Source organism: Paenibacillus taiwanensis DSM 18679 (assembly GCF_000425125.1).
In the GTDB taxonomy this organism is placed as follows: Bacteria; Bacillota; Bacilli; order Paenibacillales; family Paenibacillaceae; genus Paenibacillus_B; species Paenibacillus_B taiwanensis.
This window is the reverse complement of the sequence record NZ_KE384308.1, coordinates 123,666-136,438: the sequence shown is the minus strand read 5'-3', so window position 1 is coordinate 136,438 and position 12,773 is coordinate 123,666. Positions and strand designations below refer to the sequence as shown.

General features: G+C 43.5%; 9 protein-coding genes and 1 CRISPR repeat array. Of the genes, 6 read left to right on the top strand and 3 right to left on the bottom strand.

Translation table 11 applies throughout. The features are described from left to right. Positions 1-138 precede the first annotated feature (138 nt). Positions 139-882, bottom strand: coding sequence for a YheC/YheD family protein (locus H509_RS0119315; protein ID WP_028546531.1), 744 nt, complete (start codon positions 880-882; stop codon positions 139-141). Between the two features lie 456 nt (positions 883-1,338). Here H509_RS0119315 and H509_RS0119310 point away from each other — a divergent pair, with 456 nt between their 5' ends. The 6 genes from H509_RS0119310 (at position 1,339) to ahpF (ending at position 8,963) form a co-directional block, all read left to right on the top strand. Next, positions 1,339-2,349: an ABC transporter substrate-binding protein gene (locus H509_RS0119310; RefSeq protein WP_028546530.1), complete on the top strand. Its 1,011-nt coding sequence runs from the start codon at positions 1,339-1,341 to the stop codon at positions 2,347-2,349. Positions 2,350-2,383: 34 nt separating this feature from the next. Further along, positions 2,384-3,409, top strand: a complete 1,026-nt coding sequence (locus H509_RS0119305; protein WP_028546529.1) for a FecCD family ABC transporter permease — start codon at positions 2,384-2,386, stop codon at positions 3,407-3,409. Continuing rightward, on the top strand, positions 3,406-4,428 hold the full coding sequence (locus H509_RS0119300) for a FecCD family ABC transporter permease (protein ID WP_028546528.1): 1,023 nt from the start codon (positions 3,406-3,408) through the stop codon (positions 4,426-4,428). The genes H509_RS0119305 and H509_RS0119300 overlap by 4 nt, the downstream gene beginning before the upstream one ends. Positions 4,429-4,725: 297 nt before the next feature. Next, a complete protein-coding gene (locus tag H509_RS0119295) occupies positions 4,726-6,201 on the top strand; it encodes a protein adenylyltransferase SelO (protein WP_028546527.1) in 1,476 nt (491 codons plus the stop codon). A 657-nt stretch (positions 6,202-6,858) separates the two neighbouring features. Further along, a complete protein-coding gene (gene ahpC / locus H509_RS0119285; protein ID WP_028546525.1) occupies positions 6,859-7,422 on the top strand; it encodes an alkyl hydroperoxide reductase subunit C in 564 nt (187 codons plus the stop codon). Between the two features lie 11 nt (positions 7,423-7,433). Next, complete coding sequence (ahpF, locus tag H509_RS0119280) at positions 7,434-8,963, top strand: alkyl hydroperoxide reductase subunit F (RefSeq protein ID WP_028546524.1); 1,530 nt, start codon at positions 7,434-7,436, stop codon at positions 8,961-8,963. Positions 8,964-9,371: 408 nt separating this feature from the next. Next, a CRISPR array of direct repeats spans positions 9,372-9,950; the repeat unit is 32 nt; unit sequence GTCGCACTCTATACGAGTGCGTGGATAGAAAC. A 336-nt stretch (positions 9,951-10,286) separates the two neighbouring features. Here ahpF and H509_RS0119275 read toward each other — a convergent pair. Together H509_RS0119275 and H509_RS25990 are read right to left on the bottom strand one after the other, a co-directional pair. Next, positions 10,287-11,120, bottom strand: a complete 834-nt coding sequence (locus H509_RS0119275; RefSeq protein WP_028546523.1) for a hypothetical protein — start codon at positions 11,118-11,120, stop codon at positions 10,287-10,289. Positions 11,121-11,255: 135 nt separating this feature from the next. After that, positions 11,256-12,620, bottom strand: coding sequence for an Ig-like domain-containing protein (locus tag H509_RS25990; RefSeq protein ID WP_051287414.1), 1,365 nt, complete (start codon positions 12,618-12,620; stop codon positions 11,256-11,258). Positions 12,621-12,773: the final 153 nt, after the last annotated feature.

Here is a 12,773-nt window from a genome sequence, read left to right as displayed (position 1 = left end):
TCAGCTTTCGCAGTGCTAATTACAGCTTCCTGAAAACTATTCGAGTTCACACTAACAAATTCAAGGCACAAACAAGTTTAGAAAAGTTCTAACCCGTCCACATCATGGACGGGTATTAGCCATTCAAGTGACCCTAATTTACTTCGTTCGTCCATAAGCTTTGGCATAGCGCAGAATGCGACGGTAGGCAGCGGGGTTAAATGTACGGTAGACATAAATAGCAGGTCTGGTGTTTACCTCTAATATCCAGGGCCGCATACTTTTATCGATAGCGATATCAAGCCCCAACTCCTTCAGCCCTTTGTAATTTTTACTTAGCTGTCTGCCTACAGCTAATCCCATTTGGTTCAATTCAGTGCGGAGTTGACGAATAGAGGACTTGCTCATATGTGGACTCATTAATGTAGATAAAGTCTCCATCTTCCCGCCATTACTAACATTCGTCACAATTTTATGAGCGGCGGCTTTTCTTCCGAAAATGGACATGGCTTCCCACTGATTGTTTAGATTTTTTTGGACGAGTACTCGGAGATCGAACTTGCGTCCTTTATGACTGAGCATGTGAATACCCTGTTGCACCAAGTATTTTCGCTTCCCGATGCGTAACCTGATCTTATTGTGAAGCAGGTCCAAGGAATGAAAGGAATAGCTCGATACCCCTTCACTCAACTGAAACGAGGTATCGGCGCGTTTTTTAGCACGCATGACCCCTTTACCGTGAGTACCAGTGTCTGGTTTGACGTACACCATTTTGTGCCTGCCCAACATTTCTTCTAAGCGGCTGTAATTGTAGCGGGCGGTCTCTGGGATATAACGCTTTAATGAACAATTTTGTAAAGCTTGACTCTTTTTCCATTTACTAAATACATGTCGAGCAGACAAAAGCGCATCACCTTTTCTGAAAATGTTTTGTATTTGACTGCACTTGCAAAAGAGAGTTGGAAATTGCTGATTAACAATATCAATGTATGTGAGGGGGCAGGATTAGGAATGGACAAAAACCTATTTACCATTTGCTAATGTCCTTAAAGTGCACCCGCTTTATGCTAAACACAAAAAATGGACTTCATTTGAGGTAAGTCAACGTGTCATGTCATATTGTGTGCCGCAGGCCGGATATCTAAAGTGAAAGTGGAAGTAAACCGCATAACGGTAATGAATATTAAAGCGTAAACAGTGGATTGACAAAATATAGTTATGTTGATAAGCTCACATTAGTGATAATAATTATCATTATCAATAAAAGCTGTTTCTTATTATTTTGTTCTACGTTTTTAGTTGCTTGGTTTTCATAGAATACTTGCATCTTACATTATTTCAGCAAAAGGGAGAGAGAACATGTTTAAAAAATGGAATAAACAAATGAGTATTTTTGTGTTCGTTCTAGCATTGGTGATGACGGCGTTGTCGGGTTGCGGCAGCTCAAGCAGTTCGAATTCTACCAGTGCAGACAATAATAAAGCTGCATCGTCCGCTGATTCTACTCCATCCAATACGAGCGAGGGGAAGAACACCGAGACACGAAAAGTAACGACTGTGATGGGGGAAGTTGAGGTGCCCGCTCATCCACAGCGAGTTATCGTCAACTGGTATGTCGGAGAGGTATTTACGCTTGGCATTAAGCCTGTAGCGATAAACGCGCATGCGGATAAAGCGATGCCCTTCTATGGGCAGTTTGAGGGAATCCCGATCACCGAGAAATGGGAGTCCGAGGAGATTTTAAAATACGACCCTGATCTTATCATTACTTATGATCCTAAAGATTATGAGGATTTCTCTAAGCTTGCTCCGGTTATAGTCGTTCCCGAGGGAGACGTAAGCTCAAGCGAGCGATTATCTTTTCTTGGCGCAGCAACAGGACATGAGGCAGAGGCTAAAAAAGCAATTGCTGTGTTCGAAGAGAAGCTCAACAATGCAAAAGGAAAGCTAAGCAGCGGTATTTTTAAAAACAAAAACTTTAGTATTCTGCAGGATTGGGGCCGAGAATCTTACGGTGTTATGTACGAGACGGGTTCACGGGGCGGCACACTGCTCTATGAATATATTGGACTGAAAAAGCCAGAGAAACTTGAACAATTGGTCAAGACATCGGGTAAGGGGCGCGATTCTTTGTCTTATGAAGTGGCATCACAATATTTTGGAGATTACGTACTTTGGTTTTTGAAAGAAGGATACGAGTCTGAGTATGCAAAATCAGTCATTTGGAATAGCATTCCTGCCGTTAAACAAGGAAATGTCATACAAATTCCAGCTGAGGTGGGTGGTTTGTTCTATTATTCCGATGTTGCGAGCATGACAGCACAGTTGGATTATATCTTGGATCGGTTGCTCGCATTAGATAAGCAATAATGGTGAATACATCTTACAAATAAAAGGTGTCAATATGTTAATGGAAGCAGATAACAGCAGCAAGGGAAGATTGAAGTTTAGCTTGTTCATGCTTATAGGCGCCAGTTTGCTGCTTGTAGCAACAGCAGCATCGATCTCATTCGGGGCCGCCGACATGAGCCTTGACGTAGCTTGGGGAGCACTTTTTCATTTTGATTCTGGAATTCCAGAACATCATATTATTCGAATTTTTCGACTGCCTCGAACAGTAGCGGATATTGTAGTCGGATGCAGTCTGGCCGTATGTGGAGCGGTTATGCAAGGGACTACCCGCAATCCGCTGGCTGATTCAGGACTTCTTGGCATTAGTTCGGGATCGACATTTGCGATTGCGCTTTGTATGGCTTTTTTGCCAGGACGATCGTACGTAGAGACGATGATATATTCCTGTATGGGGGCAGCTGTAGCTACAGCTATTACATATTATATGGCATCAGTAGGCAAGCACGGCATGACTCCACAACGCCTGGTGCTGGCGGGAATGTCGATCTCCATGCTGTTTGGTTCTTTTAGCACGTATATTGCGCTTAAATATGACATTGGACAAAGTCTGGCTTATTGGACCGCGGGAGGAACTGCTAATGTGGAATGGACCCAGCTTGTTTACGTGACACCTGTGTTCGTAGCTGGTTTGATCTGGGCCATCACGCTTTCTCCGTCAATTACGGTACTGAATTTCGGGGAAGAGCTTGCCGCTGGACTTGGACTCCGTGTGAATCGGATTAAAGGTGCTGCCACCATCATTGTTCTATTGCTTACAGGGCTTTCTGTTATTGTTGTTGGTCCTATTGGCTTTGTCGGACTCATTGTTCCGCACATTGTTCGTTACATCATTGGTGTGGACTACCGTTATATCATACCTGCTTGTGCATTGTATGGCGCAGTGTTTATGGTTGGTGCAGATTTAGTAGGTAGATTGATTGGTCGTCCGCATGAAATTCCACTAGGCATTATATTTGCTCTAATTGGTGTACCATACTTCCTTTATCTTGTTCGTAAACAAAGGAGGGAGTTTGGTTGACTCAACTTGTAAAGAAGAAATTAACATTTTCAAAACCAGTTGGTATAATTTTGTTGCTCTCTATATTGGTGCTGCTCGTTGCGGTGCTTAGTATGAATGTGGGGCGCTTAAATCTATCTCCGCTTGAGGTACTGCAAGTGATCATCGGTAAGGGGACGGAGAAGCAAAATTTAATCGTGTTTGAGCTTCGTCTGCCTCGAATTGTTTTGGCAGTGTTAGTCGGCATGGGGATGGCCATCTCGGGCTGTGTCATGCAAAGCCTGCTCCGAAACGATCTGGCCAGTCCAGGCACGCTCGGCATCAGCTCAGGTTCTGGCTTGTTTGTCATGCTTTATATTACTGTGTTTGCGGCGAATGGATTTTGGTCACCTATGTTGTTGCCAGTGCTGGCCTTTGTAGGCGGCATCACGGCAGCTATGCTTATATTTGTGCTCGCCTATCGTAAAGGCAAAGAGCTGTCGCCCACTGGTCTGATTTTGACGGGTGTGGCCTTAGGCAGTGGATATGGGGCGTTAACACTCATGATTACACTTGGCTTAGAACAGAAACAGTATGATTTTGCGCTGCGTTGGCAGATCGGAAATTTGTGGGGGGCTGACTGGAAGTATATTATGGTGCTGCTGCCCTGGGTAATCATTATTGGCTTTTATGTATGCTATAAATCGAATACGCTTAATACGTTAAATCTAGGAAATCAAACCGCTACGGGTCTCGGCGTCGCCATCAAACGGGAGTTTATTGGTTTGACGCTTGCTGCCGTCGCGTTATCATCGGGCAGTGTCGCGCTTGGAGGCAACTTTTTCTTCGTAGGTTTGATCGCGCCTCATTTGGCCCGTAAAATCGTAGGCCCTAACCACAAGTTTATGACGCCTACTGCCGCATTGGTTGGTGCTTTAATTATTTTGGTGGCAGATACTTTTACACGTACGGTCAGTATGGGAGCGGACGTTCCAACTGGTGTCATCATTACGATTTTTGTCACTCCTTATTTCCTCTATCTTTTGTCAAAATCAAATTAATGTTTAGTCATGATACATAAGCACACGCCACAACAAGGGACAACTATGATTTGACGTGTGCTGTATTTTTACTTGCTACTGGGACAATGTTCATTTTGGAAATGAAGTCTGAGCAATTGTAAAATTTCATCGTTACCAAAGCGAACACAATTGTACAGACGGAATAATTTAAATTCTTACCACTATCTTCATTAAAAAAGGCACAATGATGTATGGAAAGGGTATAATAAATGTGCAGCAGTCAAGCCTAAAGTGATAAGCATGGACTGAAAACAATTGAAGAAATAAGGTGACAGGATGCCAATAAATGAAACACCCCTTAATGCGGGATGGAATTTTGATAACAGCTATGTACGTCTTCCTGACTCCCTATATACAAGACTTAACCCAACGCCTGTACCATTTCCGCAGTTGGTTGTCATTAATCAGCCGTTGGCAGACACACTGGGGCTGAATACGAAGGCGCTGGAAAGTGCTGCAGGAATAGCTATACTGGCAGGAAACAAACTGCCAGAAGGTGCTTCCCCGCTCGCTCAAGCCTATGCAGGTCATCAATTCGGACATTTTAACCTGTTAGGGGATGGACGGGCACTTTTGCTAGGTGAACACATTTCACCATCTGGAAAGCGATTTGACATTCAACTGAAAGGTTCAGGACCAACACCCTATTCTCGCAGTGGAGACGGAAGAGCTGCATTAGGGCCGATGCTGCGCGAATATGTGATCAGCGAAGCGATGCATGCGCTCGGCATTGCAACTACCCGCAGCTTGGCAGTTGTAACGACCGGTGAATCCATAATCCGAGAAACAGAACTGCCAGGTGCAATTTTGAGCCGCGTAGCAGCCAGTCATCTTCGTGTAGGCACTTTTCAATATGTTTCACAATGGGGAACTGTTGAAGAGCTTGAGACACTTGCTCATTATGCATGGCATAGACATTTTGCAGAGGCGGAGTCACATGAGAACCGCTATTTATCCTTGCTCCGTGAAGTGATAAAGCGTCAGGCTGCGCTTATTGCACAGTGGCAGCTAGTGGGTTTTGTGCATGGTGTCATGAATACTGACAATATGACGATAAGTGGAGAAACGATCGATTATGGGCCGTGCGCGTTTATGGATGCTTATGATCCGGCAACCGTTTTTAGTTCCATTGACACACGGGGTCGTTATGCTTATGGTAATCAGCCACAAATAGCGGCATGGAATCTTGCCAGATTTGCTGAAACCTTATTGCCTCTTCTTCATACGAATGAGTCACAGGCAATTGAAATGGCAGAAGAGGCTATATCGGATTTTGCTGAGATGTATGTTCACAACTGGCTTAAAGGAATGAGAGCTAAGCTGGGCATATTTAACGAAGAGCAGCAAGATGAATCTTTAATCGACAATTTGCTTAGTGGGATGCGAAAGTATGGAGCGGACTACACGAACACGTTCCGTGCCCTTACTTTGGGGAAATATGAGGATTTAATCTGGTTTGAAACGGCGGAATTTAAGCAATGGCACGAGCAATGGCAGGCTAGACTGGCCAGACAGCAGCAATCAACAGCCGCCTCACAGCAATTAATGCAAAACAGCAATCCTGCAATTATTGCCCGTAACCATCAGGTAGAGGCGGCGCTGGAAGCAGCGGTGCAAGACGGGGACTTTACACTGATGCGCAAGCTGATGGATGCTCTCTCTAACCCTTACGCTTACACTCCTGAACAGAATGAATACGCGACATTGCCTGAGTCAACGGAGACGCCTTACCGAACTTTTTGTGGCACCTAAAAAATAAATGGGGGTGTGGGGTGGTGCTCTTGTCCTGCTTAACTGTTCCGGATCGTTGGGAGTCGACTAATCTAGGGTATACGCATACGAGAGTAAATATTGCAGTTAAAAATTGGCCCGCCATTCGATTTTGGACTAAGGCAGGGTTTAACGAGATAAGTGGTATATTTGGGGATAGGATTCATTCGGAGAACACCTTCGCAAATATAGAGCTAATTAAAACGTTGTAATTCCTTCTATAAAGGAATAGATGAGATCATTTGTTGCAAATTACGAATAAATAATAGTTTAGAGGTGCGGTTCAATCTAGGACTTTAGTTTCTCGTCATGGCTTCCGTGGTTACGATATAGTAGAATCAGTCTAGCATTGTAACAACAGAAATGTTGCGGAAACACTGATAAGTGTTACAGCTCTATATTTCAGTAATGATGATCAGAGATTTGTTGCAGCAGTAGGAATAGTTACCTTTCCAATAAGTAATAATAAATGATGAGGCTCACTGAAAAAAGTTCTCAATTTGTAATGATTATAAAATAGCTTGACAGATTGCATCATTTCGTAAATAATAATGATTATAAAGTGTCTTCAGGAAATGTAGCTTACAGTTTCTGAATGGACTTTAATCATTACACTACATTTAAAAGGAGATTATAAATATGTCACTTATCGGAACAGAAGTATTACCATTTAAAGCATCTGCATTTCACAACGGGAAATTCATCGATGTTACGGAAGAGAATTTCAAAGGCAAATGGAGCGTAGTTTGCTTCTACCCAGCAGATTTCACATTTGTATGTCCTACAGAGCTTGAAGATTTGCAAAATCAATACGAAACATTACAAAAGTTGGGCGTAGAAGTATATTCCGTTTCAACTGATACACATTTCACACATAAAGCATGGCATGCTAGCTCTGAAGCTATTGGCAAAGTTACTTACATTATGATTGGTGATCCTTCCCATACGATTTCCCGCAACTTCGATGTATTGATCGAATCTGAAGGTCTAGCAGATCGCGGTACGTTTATCATCGATCCTGATGGTGTAATTCAAACAGTAGAAATTACAGCAGGTGGCATCGGTCGTGATGCAAGTGCACTTGTAAACAAAATTAAAGCAGCACAGTATGTGCGTAACAATCCAGGTGAAGTGTGCCCGGCAAAATGGCAAGAAGGCGGAAAAACGCTTAAACCAAGCCTTGATCTCGTAGGCAAAATTTAAGGTGTGATCATATGACACTAGATCAGGAATTAAAAGCGCAACTGGAACAATATCTTCAATTACTAGAGGGAGATATTGTACTGAAAGTTAGTGCTGGCACGGATGAGGCATCTCAAGAGATGTCCGCATTGGTTGATGAAATTGCCAGCATGTCTGCAAAGATAACGGTGGAAAAGGTGCAGCTATCCAGAACACCTAGCTTTAGCGTAAATCGTGTAGGCGAAGATACTGGGGTCACTTTTGCCGGAAGTCCGTTAGGGCATGAATTTACTTCCTTGGTATTGGCATTGTTGCAGGTTAGCGGCAGACCACCCAAGGTAGAGCAAAGTGTAATCGATCAAATTAAAAGTATTCAAGGCGAATATAAATTTGAGAGTTATATTAGCTTGAGCTGTCATAATTGTCCTGACGTTGTGCAGGCTCTCAACTTGATGAGTATCTTTAATCCTGGTATTACACATACAATGATTGATGGTGCTGTCTTCAAAGAAGAGGTAGAGAGTAAGGATGTTATGGCTGTGCCGAGCGTTTACCTGAACGGTGAATTTTTTGACAGCGGTCGGATGACTGTTGAAGAAATTCTTGCCAAGTTAGGAACGGCTCCGGATGCATCGGAATTTGACAACAAGGCTCCATATGATGTACTTGTTGTTGGTAGTGGCCCTGCTGGTGCAAGTGCAGCCATCTATGCAGCGCGTAAAGGGATTCGGACTGGTATAGTTGCTGAACGCTTTGGCGGTCAGGTGAATGACACGATGGGGATTGAGAACTTTATCAGTGTCAAATATACGGAAGGTCCTAAGCTCGTTGCAAGTATTGAGGAGCAGGTGAAAGAGTACAATATCGATGTCATGAAATTGCAGCGTGCCAAGCGTCTGGAGAAGAAAGACTTTATCGAGATTGAACTCGAAAACGGTGCTGTCCTTAAAAGTAAAACGGTAATTGTATCAACAGGTGCGCGTTGGCGGAACATTGGTGTTCCTGGTGAAGTGGAGTTTAAGAACAAAGGGGTGGCTTACTGCCCGCATTGTGACGGCCCATTATTCACAGGTAAAGATGTTGCGGTAGTTGGGGGCGGTAATTCAGGCATTGAGGCGGCGATTGATCTTGCAGGAATTGTAAGACATGTAACGGTATTAGAGTTTGCGCCAGAGCTCAAAGCAGATGCCGTGCTGCAAGACCGACTTTACAGCTTACCTAACGTTACGGTTCACAAAAACGTGCAAACTAAAGAAATTACGGGAACGGATAAGGTTAACGGCATTTCTTATGTTGATCGTGCGACAGGCGAAGAGCATCATGTTGAGTTGCAAGGTGTATTTGTTCAAATTGGTCTCGTGCCAAATACAGATTGGTTAGCCGACACGGTTGAGCGTTCGCGTATGGGCGAGATTGTGGTAAACAGTCACGGTGCTACAAATGTACCAGGTGTATTTGCAGCAGGTGACTGTACGAATAGTCCTTATAAGCAAATCATCATCTCTATGGGATCTGGTGCTACAGCAGCTTTGGGTGCGTTTGACTATCTAATCCGCAATTAATAACGTTATCTATATCAATTGTACAAAAGCCCTCACTTTAACAAGTGAGGGCTTTTGTGTGCAGCCTCAGAATAGGGCTATTTTGAAGTGATCTCTAGTCTGTACATACCTTATTAACGTATCCGCTATGGATATGTTATTGGTTCTTAAATAAATATAAGCGCTCCACTTGCCACTTGGTAATCTATAAGCGATACTAAACATAACGGTATAGACTCGTTTAGGTTAAAAGATTCTCTGGTGCGGACCTCAGGTGCACATGAAATCCCTAGGAGATCCGCACCTCTTGCTGCATAAGGGATTTCGGCTTTTTGTCAGTTGATTGTCAGTGAAGTTTGCCTTATGTTTTGGAGACCCGCACTTTTGGGGCTGGGAGCCTTAGTGGGACAAGGGCTCTTTGTACCCGCAGTCGCACTCTATACGAGTGCGTGGATAGAAACATCAAATTCATTGTCGAGATCGTACACCTTATTAGTCGCACTCTATACGAGTGCGTGGATAGAAACATTTGCAGCTGCGTCTCGTTTATTACTCGTCTCCTTAAGTCGCACTCTATACGAGTGCGTGGATAGAAACTGGCATATCCTCATACCTTTTCGAAGAAGGATCACGTCGCACTCTATACGAGTGCGTGGATAGAAACTCGCTGTATCCTGCCCTGATTGCCGCCTGTGTGGCAGTCGCACTCTATACGAGTGCGTGGATAGAAACTTTGCCACATCCTCGCGCTCAGCAATGTGATACGTCGCACTCTATACGAGTGCGTGGATAGAAACATGTATTCGTCTTCCCAATCCTGATTTTCGAGTTTTAGTCGCACTCTATACGAGTGCGTGGATAGAAACGGCAGCTAAGGAATTTGGTCTAACCGAAATTGGGTGTCATGTCGCACTCTATACGAGTGCGTGGATAGAAACTACGATGTCACTTAGAACAGATGAGATCGGACTTTATGGTCGCACTCTATTCGAGTGCGTGGTCAGAAATATAAAAGTAATTTAACCCGTGTTCTGTTGACCAAGTTATACCCTAGACGGTTCTTAAAAGGATCACAGTGTGGCTTATCGTTTTGTGGTTCGGAACAAACTATAGGAGATATGTAACACGGAGGGGGAGGCTGTTAGCAGCTTTAACAGCCATATTTAATCAGGTTAACATGTTACAAGCAAGTCAGCCTGCCGGTGAGTGGTTGCCAACTTGTACATCTGGGGAGGTGACATCACCCACCGGCTGACTGTTGTCTAAGCGTATTTTCCATAAAGGGTCATGAAAGTTCCATTACATTATGCGTGTAGCTTGGATGACGTTGTTGGAGTGTGGTGTTTAAGGGAGATTATTAAAGTTCATCGTTGTATATAAATACGTTTGGTTGGACACATCGTAAACGATTTTGTCTACATCTGCTTGTGAATACTGGGAATCATCACAGTTTTTCGTATGGCTCCATGAGAAGCTGTTTAACGCCAATGTTCCACCCGCTTTTTTGACTGGCACTGCAATTGACATCTCAGCACCGTCAAAGAAAGCTCTCTTCCCATTACTACCTGTTGTCTTGTGATAATATCCAGCTGAAATCGATGAAGTCGGCACCATGTTTAATTCGTAGCTCACGCTATTTAGACCCGAATAATACGGGTTTTCAGCCAACCAGCCAAGCTCGCCGTCCCGATTGCCTTTATAGTATTTAGGTGTATATTTATCAACCGAGATAGAACCGATGACGCTGCCAGATGCATTTGAAACTGTCAGCTTTACAATAAACTCACCCCGTGAATCTTTTTCCCCGGCAAACTTCAGATGGACGGTTTGTCCTGTAATGTTGCTAATGTTTGTTTCTTGCCACGCACTGCTGCTTGCTCCACCGAATATAACAGCTTTCCACTGGTTACCATCTAAAATAACACCACCGTCAAAAGTTGCCCCTTGCTTTGAATTGATCGAAATAAAAAATTCAGGATAGATTTTACCCGCGATGGCATTTATATAAGCGCTGCTTGGTATTTTTAAAGTTGTCTGTCCACCTACAACGGTCTCAGCGAAATTGAATTGCTTAATTTGAGATCTAAATCCATCACCGCTTTCTTCCGCTGCCCATACGATTGATGCTGATGAGAGGAGTAATAGGACTACTAATACGGTGCTAATCCATTTTTTCATACAATACCTCCTGTTTGATGACTTAGTCGGACAAATGCTCGTTTACTGTTCTATTAGTTATATAGTCAGAAGGCCCTGACAGGTTGTTGTGTCCAATAACAGTCAAGACCTTCTTCTTTGTACATGTAAAGCCGATTAGCTTCCAGTCCAAATGGAGTAGGCAAAGTGGTACAATGAAGTATCATTTGCGCTTAAAGCAGCACCGTTATAATACACTTGCAGTGGAACAATGTCATAGTAGTGTCTGGAAACCGTTACATGAGAGCTATACTGTCCTATAGCGGGCTGAACACCACTTATGGTGACCGAAAATATGCCATTCGCACTGGTCGTAGTCTGTGCCTGATACACTTTGTTGTTTAGCTTCGTTAGGAAGGCTACTGTAATCGGAGCGTTGAAGGCAGGAGCACCTGAAGCATCCTTCGCTATACCTGTTATTGTAATGGAATCTTTAAACCGCCATTTATATCCTTCACCGTAGTTAATTCGTTGCCCCGCATTAATATCAGAGATCGTGCTGACATACGTGATTTCAACCTGTGTAGGAGCCTTGAACTCCGTGAAGGTAAGCTTATACGGTATAGCAGCGTTATAGGAGGATAGAGACAGGACACGTACATAATAGGTTCCTTGTGCGAATGAGCCTAAAACATCACTATTTTGATTAATAGTGCCTAGTGATTGTAAATTCTGATTAAACAATTGAACCTGATAATTCGTATTTGGTGCGCTATTGGTAAAGTTAATACGGAACGACTTGGCGGCGGTGACTGTGAGCTTTACCCAGTCTTCATCAAACACGTTGTCAATCGTTTGCTGTTGCAAATTAAAGGAATCGGTTAGCGGCTTGGCTCGCCAAACATTGTCGTCAGGCTCGGCACTATCATACACAGGCGACTCTTGTATCGTAAATAAATAAGGATTCGTTGCATCAAATCCTGTTTGTGCATTAACGGCTACATAATAGATGCCTGCTGGAGCGATACGGCTTATCTGTTCATTTGTTTGAGGGCCATAAGAGGAAGTTTCTTGTTCGACTAGACTGTAAGTAGTCGTGTCTAAGCGGAATAAATGAAGATTATAATCAACTGCGGCGTTCTGCACTGTCTGGAGATAGACAGTAACTTTACCTGGTGTTGTGGTTTGAAAGGTGTACCAACGCTGACCGTTTGCTTCAGAAATAAGGTCTGAATATACAGCTGCAGTTACAACGGGAATAGCCGTGTTAGGATTGTCGTTAAGCGCAGCAGGAGTAGTTGGAGCTAGTTCAGAAGAGATAGACTGTGGTAAAGACGTGGGAAGTATCGATGCAACTGTCGAGTGCTGAAGCTTGTCTCGCTGTAGATGATCTGGCACGCTGAATGGTTGTAATTGATCGTGAGTCAGCGTGGTTTGAGGGATGCTGGGAAGAGCAGCGGCAGTGTGGCTTAGGGGCCATAGCGTCACTCCCAATAAGGCAAAGGATAGCATCAATGAACTTAAGAATGACCGATTTTTCATTCGAACACCCTCTCCTAGAAATATGTAGTTGACAATTTTATTGTGCTCCTTTTTGAATCCATAATCAATAGCTTTAGGCAAATTTAATAAAGTAGTAGTGAACTATGTGAACACAAAAGCTACCGCTACGCAGGCAATAAACTGTTAACTTGA

Bases quoted from the DNA above. Each gene is read 5' to 3' on its own strand.
- H509_RS0119310 (WP_028546530.1), top strand. From the start codon at position 1,339: ATGTTTAAAAAATGGAATAAACAAATGAGTATTTTTGTGTTCGTTCTA.
- H509_RS0119305 (WP_028546529.1), top strand. From the start codon at position 2,384: ATGTTAATGGAAGCAGATAACAGCAGCAAGGGAAGATTGAAGTTTAGC.
- H509_RS0119295 (WP_028546527.1), top strand. From the start codon at position 4,726: ATGCCAATAAATGAAACACCCCTTAATGCGGGATGGAATTTTGATAAC.
- ahpC (WP_028546525.1), top strand. From the start codon at position 6,859: ATGTCACTTATCGGAACAGAAGTATTACCATTTAAAGCATCTGCATTT.
- ahpF (WP_028546524.1), top strand. From the start codon at position 7,434: ATGACACTAGATCAGGAATTAAAAGCGCAACTGGAACAATATCTTCAA.
- H509_RS0119275 (WP_028546523.1), bottom strand. From the start codon at position 11,120: ATGAAAAAATGGATTAGCACCGTATTAGTAGTCCTATTACTCCTCTCA.
- H509_RS25990 (WP_051287414.1), bottom strand. From the start codon at position 12,620: ATGAAAAATCGGTCATTCTTAAGTTCATTGATGCTATCCTTTGCCTTA.